This window comes from Pseudomonas sp. GW821-FHT09C10 (assembly GCF_059418085.1).
In genome coordinates this window covers 356,667-371,182 of sequence record NZ_JBWKPE010000001.1, presented here as the reverse complement: position 1 = coordinate 371,182, position 14,516 = coordinate 356,667, and the positions used below count along the sequence as shown (strand labels likewise).

The following is a 14,516-nucleotide window of genomic DNA, read 5'->3' as shown; positions in this document are numbered from 1 at the left end:
CCGACAGGCTTACCTGCACGGGCAGGGCTCAGACCAGGCCCAGTGCTACTTTCTCCTCGAAGTCAGCTTTTAGCTCGGTCTGCCACGCCAGCAGTCGAGCTGGATCGCAGATCACCTCAAACAATGCCTGATGCACGGCATGATTGGGTTCTGCCGCGCAAAGACGCTTGGCCATATCCAACACTTCCCGATCAAGTTCCTGGGTTGTCAGGGCGGCCTTTTTATCCACCTGCCAGCGCTCCAGCCAGCGCTGGACCCGACGGTATTCGGCGCGCACTTCTTTGCTCCAGCGTTCGCTCAGATTGAACACGCCATTCAGGTTGACAACCCTTGGTGCATCAATCGGGTCGATGCTTTCCAGTTCAACCTTAAGGTCGACCGGCAGCAGCTTCAGCGCAAACTTTCCCGCCGGTGGCCGTTTGTAGGGATGGAACCACTCTTGAAACGAGCCATCTGTGTGGACCTTGTCCGTTCCTTTATTCGGGGCTTCGTTGCAGTCGTCGCACATGGGGATGAGGTTGTCTTTGCACACTGACAACATCGGGAATTGCGCTTTGGCTACCCAGTGATCCACATGCGCCTTGCCCAGTTCATCCCCACACACTACGCACGCCTCGCGAGCATCGGGATGGTCGTCGACTTTGTGGATCTGCTGAAAGTCCTGCTTGAAGAACTCGTAGGTAACCTGGCTGGGCTTGTCGTCAGTGACATTGCCCGCGACACCATAGGGCAATCCCTTGCGTAACCCTGGCGAGTAGAACGCTTCCATCAGTATTTGCAGCGCGTCCCAGTCGGCATCGGTCTGGAATGGTTTTTTGATCGGGAGCACAGGGGTGTTGGGCGCCAATGAAAAATAGCCCGACACATCGCTGGTTTTCATCACCCACTGTTTCAGGTTGTTTTTGTCGCTGACGCTGAGATCGGCCAATCGAATGGCGTGCGTCAACAGCGGTGTTTTACCCACCTTTCGCCCCAGAAAGTGCCAGAGCCATTTACCCTCGATCCGCGTGCCGAGTGCCTTGATGAGTTCTGCTTCAGTGAGTCGGCCGCTGTGGACCGTGGGTTCACACAACCACAAGGCAAAGGTGTGCATCATTTTCTGGCAGGCTGCCAACGCCGGTGCCCACTTGCTGTATTGAATCGGCTTAAGCATCCGATTTGCCCTCGTAATGTTGCTTGAGCAACTCAAGGACACCGTTGCGCATCGCACCGTCTTTCAAGCTTGGCAGCAGTTGCTTCAATGCCCTGACCTCGTCATCTTCCTTCCAGCGGTTTAACAGCACCCGCAGTTCCGAACGGTGGAAACCCGTGCCCAGGTGCGCAATCAAGGTTTCGACGCGGGCAATGTCCTCAGCCAGCGGCACTTCGATACCTTTCACCTCGTCCAGGAATTTCTCGATGCGAGCCTTCGCCCGTGAACCGATGCTGTCCTTGGCCTTGAACACCGACATCAACAGAGCCCCAGGCTCGGTGCCGAAGGTGCGTGTTTTCAATGTGCCGGCGCGGGAGTGGCCGACGCTGTCCTTGGCGATGAAAATGACTTCCTCGTCAAACACGTCGGACAACACAATTGACGAATGGCTGGCCACCAGCACGGCGCTGTTGTCCCTGCCCATGGCGTGCTCGATGATGCTGACAATTTCGCGCTTCCAGCTGTCATTGAAATGGGTCTCGGGTTCGTCCAACAGCAACAGCGCATCCGGCTCGCCGGCCAGCAGATAAAACAGCGCCCAGCGCCGCAGGACCATCTGTTCGCCGTCCGACATTTCGCTGTAGGCCATGATGCCTTGGTCGTGGAGGGCGTCTTCGCGACTGGTTTTGCCATCGCGACGAATGCACATCTCAAGATCGCCAACCAAGCCCAGGGCCATCCAGCGGATCAACTCATGGAAGCGACTGAATGGACTTTGGCTGGCTTCCCCAAGCATCAGCGCCAGTACGTCGCCCTGATGTTGAATGCCCTGGTTGTGAAAGCGTGCGTCGAAACAGGACGTTCGCGTAGCAGGCACATCTCCTTCGATATCGAAATAAACCCTGCGCAAGGAGCGATTCGGATGGGGGATTGCAATCACATCACCGGCCATCAGCAGCAGGTCATGGATTTTTTTCTGGAACGCGGGCGGCGCGTCCTTCACTTTATCCAAGTCAATCAGCAGGCCCACACTGACCAATTGATGCCAGCCTGCTGTTTGCAGCAGCGCGGCCAACCGAGGCTCTCCCTGGCCGTTGCGGGTAACCAGGCTATCGTGCAGCGCCACCGCCAGCAGGGCTGCATCAGGACGATTGTCGCTCAGCAGGAATGGCCGACTGAGCAGGTCACTGGCATCCCGGTTGGTATACTCCAAGGGGCTGGTTGGCGGGCTCGGCAACTCGGTGAGCCGTACGCTGCTCTCATCGTAATGAGTCCAGCCGGCCGGGCGCTCCATGCCCTGGCCGTAGAGCTCCTGATCGTTGATATCGGGGAGCGCATCGGCGCTGAGCGGTGGCTGCCAGATGGCTTGCCAGGGCCTCCACGACCCGGATGTGTAGGCGAGGACCTTGGGCAGCAGATCTTTCACGCCCTGGGGGAAGCTGCCCCTGGGTACCCGCGTGACGAATCCAAGTGACTCATGCTCACCCTTGCGCAACGCGGCAAGGCACTGGGTGAACGTGGCTTCGGCGCAATGCTTGGGAAAAGGATTCTCCGTGCGTTGCCAGATGGCGGCTTCGCTTTTTTTGCCAGGGTTGTCGAAGACGATTTCGGAAAACTGTTCATCCGCGCCCAACTCATAGATCAGCGTAAAGGGAAAACCCGGGAGCTGCCCGTCCGCCATTGCCAGGAAGATTGCGGAAATCGCCCTGAGCAGATGGCTCTTGCCACTTCCGTTAAGCCCGGCGATGAAATGGATCCCGCAGCGGTTGGTTTCATCACCCAGCACCGGCCAAGGGGCCTTGTTCGAGAAACTGATCTTTACGTGGGACAGTGGAGGGTAACGGTCGATACTCAGATAACGCAGGCGCATTTATAACCCCAACTCGGCTTCGAGAATGCTCGCTCTCAATGCTTTGGCATCCCGTGATGCCAGGCCGTCTTTTACGTGCCCGTCCGCGCTCTGCCGATAGGCGCGGAACGCTGCCAGATAGGGCGCTGCATCGCCCTGGCCACGGGGCGGAAGGCTGATGTGCTGGATCAAGCCCAGCGCACAGAGTTGCTCCAAGGTCCGGCGGATCTGGCTGGGACTGACGTATTCATGCAGAGGGTTCAAGGTGTGCGAGGTGCAGAAGGCGTCGAAGCTTTCAGGGTCGTCGACAATCAGCGCCTGGCGGCGTCCACGCAGGCCGCGCCATACCAGGCGTTGGAGCAAGGAGAGTTGTTCAGTCGCCGTGGTGCGGTAGGCACGTCTGAATGCGCTGGATAAGACCGGTGAAACCTCACTGGCGTCGATTTCATCGTCGGGTACCGATAGCGCCACATACGGCGGTGAAGGCGCGCGCCAACGTGCGGACAACTTGCCGTCGAAGGCGTCCCTAGCGATTGCATGATAGAGAACACGGGACTTTTTCTTGGCCTGCTCAAGCGCGGTCACAGGCACCGCGTCAAGTATTCCAAGGATGCTGCGCTGCTCGGCCCGAGTCGGCAGTGCAACCTTCATGCGCCCCAGATACTTTTCAACGAGAGGCCGTTCGGTCGTTACGGTCAGGCCGAACCAGGCCGATCGGAACAACGACGCGAGGTAGTCAGCGCAAACCTCATTCTTTGGGCGCAAGACGGTCAATGTGCGTGAGGCGAATTTCGGCATATCCCCCTCGGGCACGACGCCCACTTGGCCATAGGTAACCCGGTCGGGATGTGCTCCGAGCAACAGGTCACCGGTGCGAACTTCACGGCCGGGATTGGGCATGTCGTGTAAACGCACCAAGGTTGGCCGTAGGTGGGACATTAAAAGATCCCGGTGGGCAAAGAACGCCACCTCGGTATCCGCTGCGTACCCAGCCTTGGCCCCGTCATCGTGAGGGTTGATCCAAACGATGTCAGCCAACGTCAGCAGTGCCCAGCCTGGCCCTGTTGTCCCGGCAGGTGGCAACATGAGCCGCGTTGTCAGTTCGCGCTTGAGGTGGTGGGCTCTGTTTACGGCTTCGCGATAGGGACGGACACTCGCTTGCTCAAGCGCGTCGACGATATACCGCTGCTCGTCGATTGAGGGCAACGCAATGTGCAGGTTGCGAAAAAAGCCATGGGACAAGGTGGGCTGGCTGCGCGTTGAGGTGTTACTGCGTGCGGCGAGTTGCCGGAGCCAAGGTTGTTGGAAGAAATGCCAGAGATAGTGGGCAGAGAGTTGGGGGCCTGGGCGTAGAACGCTCATCTGGGGGCCGAATCCCACCCCCTGTGGCAAGTCGCCGACCACCGCCGAAATCCAACGCCCTGACGTGACGCCGGCAAACAACACATCGCCCTGGCAAAACATGGCGGTGCCTTCAGGGACGTCGGCCAACAAGCGCTGGTTGGTGTTCAGGATTTCGCCGGTTTCATCGTCAATTCCCGCGTAGTCGACGTAGTCGACCGACAATTCATCGGCGGGCAGGCTGTGCCTCGGGTTGAGCTTGCACACCTGCAGCAACGGCATTTCCCGCCAACGGGAAACGGCACTCATTGGCCTGCCTCCAGCAGCCCACGTAAGTCGCCTAACCGGTCGAGAATGCTTTGTTCTATCGCGCAAAGCTCATCAAGCAGCTCCAGCGTGCTGGCGCCCTCAGGAACCCTCGGCGCTTCAGGCCAGCGGTAATCATTGAGATCCAGGCTCCATTGGTTGGCCTCGATACAGTGGGGGGCCAGGAAACCCTCCTGCAGGACGCCGTCGACATAGAGTTGCCGCGCCATCTCAGCCGCGTATTCCGGACGCACGCGTTGGGCCTCGTCGTGGGAACCCTTGATTTGACCGGTAAGGTCCTGCCATTCGGGGTTGGGCACCCACTCGCGAACAGGCACTCGCCATTGCTTGGTAACGCTGGCCCGGCTTGGGAAGAACTGCATGAACTGACGGCCCGGAGCACTGCCATCCAGGTCGTTTGTAGACAGTGCGATCACTTCGTTCACAAAGTAGTCGCGAGTGGCCTGTTTTGTCCCATCCAGAGGCTGATAATACACACCGCTTTCCAACCGCTTATTTCGCCGCCGAAAGTGCACCATGGCGTCGTACAGGTCGTTCTTGTCGTCCCCGACTTCGTAAAACCACACGCTGCCGGTCTTGGGGGCGGTGTGGGTGTCCAGCGCTGAGGCATGCTCCGAACTCTGGACTTTCTTGAAGATCAGCAAGGCGACGGGGGTAGAGACTTGTGGCAGTGTTCCGGGCGGCAGCAGAATCACCCCCTCGACGGCATGCCGCACGAGCAACTCGTGGCGCAATCGGCGCTGTGCTCGCGTGGTTCCGTAGAGCACGCCCTGGGGCACGATCAAGGCGGCACGGCCTTTGATTTTAAGCAGGTCAAGGGAGCGCCAAATGAACAGCAGCTCCAGCCGGCGGGTGAGTTTATCTTTTTCACTGAATGCGCTAGGCGGCAGGTAACCCGCACTGGCCGGCAGGGCATCATCACCTACGTTGCCCAGTGGCAGGTCACACAGGACATAATCGTAATGAGCGCTTTGCAGCAACCTTTTGACGGCCTGACCGTCGAGCAGTCGGGAAACACTGTTACCGGTGTGCAACTGGGTGGGATTGAGCTTGTGCAAGAGCATGCTCATCCAGCCGATGCGCGCCATTGACTTGTCTACGTCGATGCCCACAGGGATCCTGCGCGAAGCTTTGCTGCCGCTATTCATCATGTAGTGCTCGGCGTCGAGCAATAACCGCGCCGTGCCCACAGCGGGATCGATCAAGCGGGCACCGGGTGTGGGGTCCAACAACGACACGATAAATCGCGACAGTCGCGGCGGCGTGGTATTCAGCGAATTTCCACCCACGGCGGCGAGCTTGAGCAGATCATCGAACGCCTTGCCGGCCGACGGGGCTGTAAGCGTTCTTTTTTCAACGAAGTTGAACAGCCCGTCCACGGCCTTCAACAGCATGAGCAAGGCTTCGGGTTTGGAGGATTCCAACTGGAAATAGGCGTCGCTGAACAGCCCATTCAAGTCCAGGCGCACCTTGTCGGACACATCGTGAATCGCTTCATAGTCCCGCAGGCGCCGAAAGACATTGCCCGCGAGGAGGGGAGCGGGGTCGGCGCTCTCCAGCAGCGCGGTCCAGGACCGGTCAAACCGTAGGTGCTCCAGATACTTGATCAGAATCAGGCAGGCAATTTGCTCGACAGCGACCTGAGGCGAAGACGCGAGACCGGAGGCCACGAGGATATTCCACAGCGCAACGGCTTGATTAGGGGCGTGTTCAGTCGACATCGGAGTCCTTTTCGATAGGTGTGGCGGTCAAGCCGGCAAGCATAGAGGCAAATGGCCAGAATTGGCAGCCAAGGCGGGAGAATTTAAGGCAGGACCAGGCTAAGGGCAGGCCCAAGCCTGGGCAGGTGCATGGGTCAGTCAACCCAGGCAAGGAGGGTGATGGTTCGGGATTACTCTTTCACATCCATGAACTCTTCAGCCCACGCCACATAGCTCTCTGGCAACGTGTAGGTATGGGTCAGTTCGGTAGCGCTGAGGTTCGAGGTGCTGTGGGTCAACTGACGCTGGGCACGCAGGCTGTCGTAGGTGGCCTTGATCGCCGCAAAATACGCGCCATGACCGGCAACTACCACGCGAACGCCTAGGCTGGCCAGGCGTTGGGCGTCATGGAGCTTGGGGTTGCCGTAGGTCACCAGCATCAGCGGTACCGTGAGGTTTTCGGCGATTTTTTCCAGATGCTCGAAGTCGCTGATGCCAACCATGCAAATCCCATCGGCACCGGCCTTTTGATAGGCCAGGGTACGCTCGATAACGGCTTCAGTCGGCAATACGCCGGCGTTGGTCCGGGCGATGATCGACAGTTCAGGATCGACACGGGCTTCCAGGGCGGCGCGGACCTTGCCGATGCCTTCCTGGATGGAAATCAGATCAGTGGATTTGCGCCCGAATTGTGCCGGCAGCAGCGTGTCTTCAATCGTCAATGCCGCAACGCCGGCGCGCTCAAGCTCTTCGACGGTGCGCATCACGTTGAGTGCATTGCCGTAACCGTGGTCGGCATCGGCAATAAAGGGCAACTGGGCGACGCGGCCGATACGGGTGGCCTGCTCGACGAACTCACTCAGCGTGATCAAGGCAAAATCGGGTGCTGCCAGTACCTGCAACGACGCAACTGACCCTCCCAGGATACCCACCTCAAACCCCAGGTCTGCCGCGATACGGGCGGACATGGGGTCGAATACGGAAGCGGTTTCAACGCAGCTCGGCTTGGCCAGCAGTTCGCGGAAGTTGCGGCGCAGCGTCGAGTGAGATTTTTTGGGCATGTTCTTTCCTGGCTCTGGTCATCGTCATGTGACGATCTATGTCTATTCGTGGTCGCGCGAGATTACCATGCAGGCGGGGCGGGGATTATGACGTTTGAGCATGGGGTATGCTGGAAACAGATGGTGCACGTCGGCCTTAAAATGCTGATTCCGCATTATTATAGAATTACGTTATGCATTATAGGAAGTTTACAGCGGCCAGTCCGGTCCTTATGGTGTGGGCAGATTATTCCTGTGAACACTACCGAGACCGTACGCGCGGATCGACTTGAACGGCCTGACAAGGCATCTGGAGACGAACGTGCGTTACCTGACGAGACTGGCGGCCGGGTTGGCGGCCGTATTGCTGTGCCTGACCGCGAATGCGCAAACGCTGGTGGTGGGCGACCAAAGCTACAACGCCCAGGCCGCGATGGAAGCGGCGGGGGTGCTTGAAAACCTGCCCTATACCCTTGAATGGAAGCAGTTCACCGCCGGGTCGCCGGTTGCCGAAGCACTCAACGTCGGCAGCCTGGACATTGGCTTGCTGGGTGATGCGCCCGTGCTGTTCCTGGGCGCATTGGGCGCGCCCATCAAGGTGATTGCGGTCAGTCGGCAAAATCTCGACGGCGTGGCCATTCTGGTGAAAAACGATTCGCCGATCAGGAGCCTTGCAGACCTTGCAGGCAAGCGTGCGGCCATCTGGAAAGGCTCCTGGAGCCAGCAACTGTTGTTGACTGCGCTGGATAAAGCCGGCGTGCCATCGGATTCACTGGAGTTGCGCTACCTCAGTGCGCTGGACGCCTCCCATGCCTTGGAAGGCGGTTCGGTGGACGTTATCGCCACCTGGGAACCTTACGTTACGCAGCAGGAACGCCAAGGCGCGCGGGTGCTTGCGACGGCTGATGGATTGATTCCGGCCCAGAGCTTCATTGCAGCCAACGCCCGCGCCGTCGAAGCCAAGCGTGTGCAGATCAGCGATTTTCTCCTGCGCCTGAAAAAGGCGCGTGACTGGGCTCGCCAAACCCCGGCCAACACCGACGCTTATGCCGATGCGTGGGCCAGACGTACGCGTGCGGACGCTGGTATAGCGCGGGCCTGGTTTGCCCGTGCGCGCACGACCGTCGAGCCCGTGACGGCGCAGTCGCCAATAGAGGCGCAAAAGACCGTGGACTTTTTTGCCGGCCAAGGGTTGGTCAAGTCGTACCCGGCAGCCAATCTGTTCGATCAGTCATTCGCGGCGTCCCTGCAGCCGGCCGTCGCTGAGATCCAGCCGTGAAGGCGCCAAGGAAGACTCTGAACATGACCAACAGACAGCTCAAACTGGGTGCCTTGACGATGGGCAGTGGCGGGCCGGGTCGCCATAACCTGTGGCTCGATCCTCAATTACCGGCTGACGCCAGCGTCAACGTCGACTGGTACATCGATATTGCGCGTCAGGCCGAGGCGGCGTTGTTCGACTTGATGTTTATCGTCGACAGCCAGTTCATCACACCGGGGTCGCCCTCCCATTATCTGAATCGGCTGGAACCGCTGACGCTGCTCTCGGCGCTGGCCGTGAGCACACGCCATATAGGCTTGGTCGGTACGCTGACCACCTCTTACAACTCGCCCTACAACGTTGCGCGGCGCCTGGCCTCACTGGATCTGATCAGCAAAGGTCGCGCGGGATGGAACGTGGTGACCAGCGGCGATGCCGGTACCGCCGGCAATTACAGCCGGGACGAACACTACGATTACGACACGCGCTACGGCCGAGCGGCTGAACACGTCCAGGTTGTGCAGGGCTTGTGGAACTCCTACGAGGAAGATGCCTTCGTGCGCGACCGGGCGACCGGGCAGTTTCTTGACCCGAGCAAACTGCATCGCCTGAATCACCAGGGCGAGCACTTTTCGGTGGTCGGCCCGCTGAACATCCAACGCTCACCCCAAGGCCAGCCGGTGATATTCCAGGCCGGTGATTCGCCCCAGGGGCGCGAGCTGGGTGCCGCCACGGCCGATGTGATCTTTACCCATGCCGCCAGTATCGAACAGGGCCAGGCGTTCTATCGGGATGTAAAGGGCAGGGCAGCACAACGGGGGCGCGACCCGGAGCAGATACTGGTCATGCCTGGCGCTGAAATTTACGTCGGCGACACGGATGAGCACGCCCGTGAAATCGAGCAGCACTACCATCAGGTCGACCACAGCTTTGAACTCGCGCTGAAGGAATTCGGACGTAACTTTGGCTGGCATGACTTCAGCCGGTACGACCTCGATGCGCCGTTTCCCCAGGAAAGCCTCGAGTCTGCGCGCAGCAGCTTTTTTACTGCGGCCAAACGGATTGCCGATCAGGCCCGCGAGAAAGGTTTCACGCTGCGCCAGGCCGTAGAGTTTGGTCGACAACTGCGTCCCGGCGCATTTGTCGGCACAGCTGACACGGTCGCGCAGGAAATGGCCGACTGGTTCGAGGCCCGCGCCGTGGATGGCTTCAACATCTACATCGGCCACCCCGAGCAATTCAAGCGTTTTACCCAGGACGTCATACCGTTATTACAGGCCCGTGGCGTGTATCGCAAAGCGTATGAAGGGACGACCCTGCGCGAAAGCCTGGGGTTGCCGATTCCGCGCTTTGAGCGCCGCGGACAATGCCTCAGCGCACTGGGCACCGAAAACACGCCGGTTAAATCTTGAATTGCCTCAACAGGCCTTCCAGGCGATGACCGATGGCGTACAGTTCATCGACCGTGTGTACGCCGCTTTGGGTCTGGTCTGCGACGTTTTCAATCGCGCGGGCTATCTGGTGGACACTGCGATTGATGGCTTCGGCAACCGACGTCTGCTCTTGCGCGGCGCTGGCGATGTGCGCGTTCATGGTGTTGATGGTAACGATCAACTCGACCGCCTTGCCCAGCGACTGCCCGGCTTGTTCAGCGTGCAGGCTGGCGCCATGACCTGCTGCGCCGGAGTGACTCATTGCAGTGACGACCTTGGTGGTGGCCTGGTCAAGGCGCTCGATCATCGCTTGAATTTCCTGGGTGCTGAGTTGCGTCCGGCTTGCCAGCGCGCGTACTTCGTCGGCAACCACGGCAAATCCACGACCTGCATCCCCGGCCCGGGCGGCTTCGATCGCGGCATTGAGTGCGAGAAGGTTGGTTTGCTCGGCGATCGAGCGGATTACATCCAGCACCGTGACAATGCCTGCTACATCGCCTTGCAGGCTTTTCAGCGAGGCGCCTCCCGCGGACAGGTCCTCGGTCAGGCTGCCCAATCGGGTGATGCTTTCATTGACGACCTGCCTGGCGTGCTGGGCCTGCACATCGGTTTCGCCTGCTGCCTCTGAAGCGCTCTGGGCACTGTTGGCGACCTCTTGCGCCGCAGATGACATCTGATTGATTGCTGCAGCGACTTGATCGGTTTCCTGGCGTTGCTGTTCCATGACCTGATCGATGCATTTGCTCTGTTCGGCCACCTGGGTCACGGACGTATTCAGTTCTCTGGCCATGCCGACGATCTGGCCGACCAGCCCATGAATCTTATCGGCGAAGGCATTGAACGACACGGCCACCTGGCCGAACTCGTCGCGGCTGATGGGTAAGCGCCGCGTCAGATCGCCTTCGCCCGCGGCGATCTCATCGAGGTGTTCGCGAATCCGCGACAGGGGACGCAGGCTGCTTTTAACCATTAACACTGCGAGCACGCCGGTGATCCCGAGCGCAATCAAGGCAATGACGGTTATCCCGTAGACCAGGCTGCGCACACGCTGATGGATTTCCCCTCGTACTTGGGCAACCTGGCTTTCGATTCGGTCGAGATTGATCGCGGTGACCACGACCATGTCCCAGGCCGGCAGGTAAAAGCTGTAAGCCAGCTTGGGAACGACTTTATCCGTATTGATCAGGGCCCCCGAATAGTTGACGAAGTGGGTGTCGTTCTTCGCGGCGGCAACCATTTCCCGGTTCAGGTAAAGCCCGTTCCTGTCTTTGCGCTCACTCATGTTGGTGCCGACGCCTTCGCTGCTGTCGCCACGAAACAGGCGCACGACCTGACTGTCGTAGCCGATAAAATAGCCGTCGTCCCCATACTTCATCCGGGACAGCCGCGCGATCGCCAGCGCACGCGTTGCTGTGTCCCCTGTCTCGGCCTGCGCATACAGTTCCGCTACCGAGGTTCGGGCAAGGTTGGCGTAGTCTTTCAAGCGTTCCCGGCTTTCATCCAGCAGGCGTTCCCGGGTCGCCGTGACTTCCTGCTCGGCGCTCGACAGCAAGGTGGTGCTGGTTGTCAGCGCCAGTACCGTGGACAACAGCACCACCGGGGCCAGCACCAGCATCAGTACTTTGTTTTTAAACAGCATGCGTGGGGTTCCTCACCTGAATCTGTAGGAAAGCGGCCGCAAGGGCCGCGATCGTCGACTTACCAAAGGGCAATGTCATAGGTGAGGTAGAGGCGATTGCTGTCGCGGCCGCGGGAGAACTCAGAACGGTAGACATAGTTGCGCATGCGCACGCCCAGCCCCTTGAACGTGCCGGTTTGCACAACGTAAGCCAGCTCGGTATCACGCTCCCATTCCTTGACCGTTGTCGCGGACTTGCCGTCATTGCCGCTCAGGTAGCGCGTTGAGAAGGTCAAGCCGGGCACGCCGACGGCGGCGAAGTTGTAGCCATAGTTGAGCATCCAGGTCTTCTCGTCCTCCTCAATGAATTTGCCGATGCCGGCATTACTGAACGAGTAGACGGTCGCGCCGCTGATGTAGGGTAATCCGGCATCACCGCGAAGGGCCTGGTAGCCGCCACCGAGGGTATGGCCTGCAATCACGTAGGACAACTGGCCGCTGAACATGTCATTGTCGATTTTGCCTGCGTAGGCCGAGCCGCTATCAACGCTGTTGAAGTAGCGTAGGTCGCTGGTCAGCACGCCACCGGCCAGCGGCAGGTCATGCTGGATACCGGCGAAGTTCTGTCGGTAGAAGTGCTCCAGTTCCCCGTAGAAATAACTCAAGCGCAGGTTTTTGCCCCATTTGTACTCAGCCCCGGCGTAGTTGAAATCACCGGATTTTTCCCCGCTGTAGCCATCAGGCACGATCGGCATGCTGTTGGTGGAGTCGCGCAGTTTGAAACGGTCCAGATGCCCGCCGGTCACGGTCAGGTTCTCGATGTCGCTGCTGCTGACCTGGGTGCCCTGGTAGGTCTGGGGCAACAAGCGCGCATCGTTGTAAATCAGCACCGGCGTCTTGGGCAGCAAGGTGCCGTACTTGACCGTGGTTTTGGCGAACCTGGCTTTTGCCGTAGCGCCGGCGCTGGCAAACTCGCCGGCCGCCCGCCCGTCATCATGCACCGGCATGAGCCCAGTGCCGCTGCGCCCGCGCCCTGAATCGAGCTTTACCCCATAGAGCCCCAGGGCGTCCACGCCGAAGCCGAGGGTGCCCGCAGTAAATCCGGACTGATAGTCCAGCAGAAATCCCTGGGCCCACTCGGTGCGTTCGCTCTTTGCCGTTCTGGCGGCCCGCGCACTCAAGCCGTGCTCGTCGCGAAAGTTCTCGTTGAAATACACATTGCGCAGTTGCAGCTTGAGCTTGCTGTCATCAATAAAACCTTCGGCGTTGGCCGCCGCGACGGGTACCAGGCCTAACGCGCAAAACAAAGCTCGACGGGTATACATAGGGTTCATGGCAAATGACTCGTTGTTGTTATTTGGGGTACAGGTCGGCACGCGCCTCGTGAGTGAGGCGCGCTGGAAGGCAGCAGGGGTTATGGGTGGATCAGGTGAACAGGCTGATGGCACCGGTCAACAAGGCCAGGGCGGTGACGACCAGGGAGGTCAGCACGGCCCATTTGACGGTGGCCTTCTGGAAGTCGCCGATATCGCGATCGACCATGCCCACCAGCAGCAGGGTCGAGGCCACCAACGGACTCATGAGGTGAACAGGCTGGCCCAGGATCGAGGCGCGGGCGATTTCGACCGGGTCGATGCCATAAGCGGCGGCGGCATTGGCCAGGATCGGCACCACGCCAAAATAGTAGGCGTCATTGGACAGTACAAAGGTCAGCGGCATGCTGGTGATCGCAACCACCAATGGAAACAGGTGGCCCCAGGATGGCGGGATCCAGTCGACAAGGGTCTGTGCCAGGGCATCCACCATCTTTGTACCGGAAAAGATCCCGGCAAAGATCCCGGCGGCAAATACCAGCAACACCACGGTCATGGCATTGCCCGAGTGCGCCAGGATGCGTTCTTTCTGAATGTCCAATTGCGGGTAGTTGATCATCAGCGCGAGCACGAAGCCGATCAGGAACAGGATCGCGGAATGCATCAGCCCCATCACCAGCGCCGCCATCACCGCGATCACCAGCACCAGATTGACATAGGCCAGCTTCGGACGTTTGTGGGGCGTGTCCTCGAGAATCGCCTCGATGTAGCAATCGCCGCCGCCGCTTTGCAGCTGCACGTTGCCGATACGTTTGCGCTCTGCGCGACCCAGTATGAAGGCCGTGAAGATCACCCACAGGGCACCGCCGATCATGGTCGGCAGCAACGGCACGAAGTACTCGCCGGCATCCAGGCCCAGCGCGGCAATAGCCCGTGTCGCAGGGCCGCCCCAAGGCGTCATGCCACTCATGATGCTCAGCGACAGCATGGAGATGGTTGCCAGGATCATCGGGTTCATGCCGATGCGTTTATACAGCGGCAGCATTGCGGCGCAGGTGATCATGTAGGTCGTTGTGCCGTCGCCGTCGAGCGCTACCAGCAACGACAGCAGGGCCGTGCCTACGGCGATCTTCATCGGGTCGCCATTGACCCTCTTCAGGATTTTGCGGATCAGCGGGTCGAACAGGCCTGCGTCGATCATCAGGCCGAAGAACAGGATCGCAAACAGCAGCAACGCGGCAGACGGGGCGACCATTTTCAGGCCGTCGAGCATCATCTTGCCGGTGGTGCCGCCAAAGCCGCCGATCACCGCGAAGACGATGGGAACCACGGTGAGCGCGACGATGGGCGACAAGCGCTTCGTCATGATGAGATAGGTGAATACGACCACCATGGCCAAGCCAAGGAAAGCGAGCATAGGACGATTCTCTTGTTGTTATCGTAAAAATGGCTGACGCCGAGGCGCACGCGCCCTGACCCGCCGGGCGGCACAACGCGCCTGG

10 protein-coding genes and 1 pseudogene are annotated in these 14,516 nt (G+C 59.6%); 2 read left to right on the top strand and 9 right to left on the bottom strand.

Going from position 1 to position 14,516, the window contains the following annotated elements; genetic code table 11:
* Positions 1-28 precede the first annotated feature (28 nt).
* The 5 genes from AC07OT_RS01620 to AC07OT_RS01600 all read right to left on the bottom strand — a co-directional run bounded on the left by AC07OT_RS01620 (position 29) and on the right by AC07OT_RS01600 (position 7,410).
* Positions 29-1,153 (bottom strand): hypothetical protein, encoded by a 1,125-nt coding sequence (locus tag AC07OT_RS01620; RefSeq protein ID WP_495101433.1) that lies wholly within the window; start codon positions 1,151-1,153, stop codon positions 29-31.
* Complete coding sequence (locus AC07OT_RS01615; protein WP_495107244.1) at positions 1,146-3,002, bottom strand: AAA family ATPase; 1,857 nt, start codon at positions 3,000-3,002, stop codon at positions 1,146-1,148. The genes AC07OT_RS01620 and AC07OT_RS01615 overlap by 8 nt, the downstream gene beginning before the upstream one ends.
* The gene (locus AC07OT_RS01610) at positions 3,003-4,631 is read right to left on the bottom strand and encodes a restriction endonuclease subunit S (protein ID WP_495107243.1); all 1,629 of its coding nucleotides are present in this window, start codon (positions 4,629-4,631) and stop codon (positions 3,003-3,005) included.
* On the bottom strand, positions 4,628-6,370 hold the full coding sequence (locus AC07OT_RS01605; RefSeq protein ID WP_495107242.1) for an HsdM family class I SAM-dependent methyltransferase: 1,743 nt from the start codon (positions 6,368-6,370) through the stop codon (positions 4,628-4,630). Before AC07OT_RS01605 ends, AC07OT_RS01610 begins: the two co-directional genes overlap by 4 nt.
* A gap of 170 nt (positions 6,371-6,540) precedes the next feature.
* Positions 6,541-7,410: an isocitrate lyase/PEP mutase family protein gene (locus AC07OT_RS01600; RefSeq protein ID WP_065941466.1), complete on the bottom strand. Its 870-nt coding sequence runs from the start codon at positions 7,408-7,410 to the stop codon at positions 6,541-6,543.
* Between the two features lie 301 nt (positions 7,411-7,711).
* On the opposite strand from AC07OT_RS01600, the gene AC07OT_RS01595 reads away from it, so the two are divergent.
* Positions 7,712-8,668, top strand: a complete 957-nt coding sequence (locus AC07OT_RS01595; RefSeq protein ID WP_495107241.1) for an ABC transporter substrate-binding protein — start codon at positions 7,712-7,714, stop codon at positions 8,666-8,668.
* A 23-nt stretch (positions 8,669-8,691) separates the two neighbouring features.
* Positions 8,692-10,062, top strand: a complete 1,371-nt coding sequence (locus AC07OT_RS01590) for an LLM class flavin-dependent oxidoreductase (RefSeq protein ID WP_495107240.1) — start codon at positions 8,692-8,694, stop codon at positions 10,060-10,062.
* Here AC07OT_RS01590 and AC07OT_RS01585 read toward each other — a convergent pair.
* From AC07OT_RS01585 to AC07OT_RS01570, 4 genes and pseudogenes are all read right to left on the bottom strand, one after another.
* Positions 10,052-10,807 (bottom strand): methyl-accepting chemotaxis protein, encoded by a 756-nt coding sequence (locus tag AC07OT_RS01585; RefSeq protein ID WP_413771008.1) that lies wholly within the window; start codon positions 10,805-10,807, stop codon positions 10,052-10,054. The genes AC07OT_RS01590 and AC07OT_RS01585 overlap by 11 nt on opposite strands.
* Positions 10,808-10,909: 102 nt before the next feature.
* Positions 10,910-11,698, bottom strand: a pseudogene (locus AC07OT_RS01580) (cache domain-containing protein); the annotation flags it as partial.
* 83 nt (positions 11,699-11,781) lie between these two features.
* Positions 11,782-13,026, bottom strand: a complete 1,245-nt coding sequence (locus tag AC07OT_RS01575) for an OprD family porin (protein WP_495107515.1) — start codon at positions 13,024-13,026, stop codon at positions 11,782-11,784.
* 100 nt (positions 13,027-13,126) lie between these two features.
* A complete protein-coding gene (locus AC07OT_RS01570; protein ID WP_065941471.1) occupies positions 13,127-14,431 on the bottom strand; it encodes a CitMHS family transporter in 1,305 nt (434 codons plus the stop codon).
* Positions 14,432-14,516 lie beyond the last annotated feature (85 nt).

Bases quoted from the DNA above. Each gene is read 5' to 3' on its own strand.
- AC07OT_RS01620 (WP_495101433.1), bottom strand. From the start codon at position 1,153: ATGCTTAAGCCGATTCAATACAGCAAGTGGGCACCGGCGTTGGCAGCC.
- AC07OT_RS01615 (WP_495107244.1), bottom strand. From the start codon at position 3,002: ATGCGCCTGCGTTATCTGAGTATCGACCGTTACCCTCCACTGTCCCAC.
- AC07OT_RS01610 (WP_495107243.1), bottom strand. From the start codon at position 4,631: ATGAGTGCCGTTTCCCGTTGGCGGGAAATGCCGTTGCTGCAGGTGTGC.
- AC07OT_RS01605 (WP_495107242.1), bottom strand. From the start codon at position 6,370: ATGTCGACTGAACACGCCCCTAATCAAGCCGTTGCGCTGTGGAATATC.
- AC07OT_RS01600 (WP_065941466.1), bottom strand. From the start codon at position 7,410: ATGCCCAAAAAATCTCACTCGACGCTGCGCCGCAACTTCCGCGAACTG.
- AC07OT_RS01590 (WP_495107240.1), top strand. From the start codon at position 8,692: ATGACCAACAGACAGCTCAAACTGGGTGCCTTGACGATGGGCAGTGGC.
- AC07OT_RS01585 (WP_413771008.1), bottom strand. From the start codon at position 10,807: ATGGAACAGCAACGCCAGGAAACCGATCAAGTCGCTGCAGCAATCAAT.
- AC07OT_RS01575 (WP_495107515.1), bottom strand. From the start codon at position 13,026: ATGTATACCCGTCGAGCTTTGTTTTGCGCGTTAGGCCTGGTACCCGTC.
- AC07OT_RS01570 (WP_065941471.1), bottom strand. From the start codon at position 14,431: ATGCTCGCTTTCCTTGGCTTGGCCATGGTGGTCGTATTCACCTATCTC.